At 41.4% G+C, this 896-nt stretch carries 1 protein-coding gene; it reads left to right on the plus strand.

Going from position 1 to position 896, the window contains the following annotated elements; translation table 11 throughout:
- A partial coding sequence (locus tag ACFILZ_RS09955; protein WP_375611073.1) for a tyrosine-type recombinase/integrase occupies positions 1 to 896 on the plus strand: 896 nt, incomplete at both ends.

The raw sequence follows: 896 nt of genomic DNA on the forward strand, positions 1-896 counted from the left end.
GGGCGTGACCCTATTAAAGAACGTGAAAAACAAAAGCGTGAGGCAATAAGCAATCTCCATTACTTAAAAGATATTGCACTAGATACTTTTGAAACTCGTAAAGCTGAATTAAAAGGTGATGGTAAAAATGGTAAATGGTTTACACCTTTACGCCTTCATATTCTCCCTAAATTAGGCTGTTTACCCGTTTCAGAGATTACGCAAACAGAGATACGCAATACCCTTTCTCCCATTTGGCATACAAAGGCTGTAATTGCTCGAACAGCATTGATACGTCTTAATCTTTGTCTCAAACATGCGGCTGCATTAGGTGTAGATGTTGATTTACAAGCTGTAGAAAAAGCAAAAGCTCTCTTAGGAAAACAACGCCATAAGGTCACTAATAGACCAGCCATGGATTGGAGAGAGGTTCCGGCTTTTTATAAAACACTCTGTGAAGCATCAACCATAACACAACTGGCTTTGCGTTTGCTTATTCTGACAGGTGTTCGTACCAATCCTTTACGTCATATTCATAAAGATCAAATTGATGGGGATATATGGACCATACCTGCTGAAAATATGAAAGGCAAGCGTGATGCCACAACAGAGTTTCGCGTGCCTTTATCAACTGAAGCATTAGACATTTTAAAACAAGCACGATTGCTTTCTCGTAATGATTTCTTTTTTTCTGCTAAAGGTCGCGGTCCCCTCGCTGAGAAGTGTATGGCTCAATATATGAGAGACAATAAACTTGAAGCCTGCCCGCATGGTTTTCGCTCTAGTTTACGCGATTGGCTAGCAGAAACAACCGATGCCCCCTATGAGGTCGCTGAAACTATTCTAAGTCATACAGTAGGAGGACAAGTAGAGCGCTCCTATCGTCGTACTGACTATCTAGAACAGCGCCGTGTCTA

Source organism: Bartonella sp. AP40SXNS (assembly GCF_042195825.1).
Taxonomy (GTDB): Bacteria; Pseudomonadota; Alphaproteobacteria; order Rhizobiales; family Rhizobiaceae; genus Bartonella.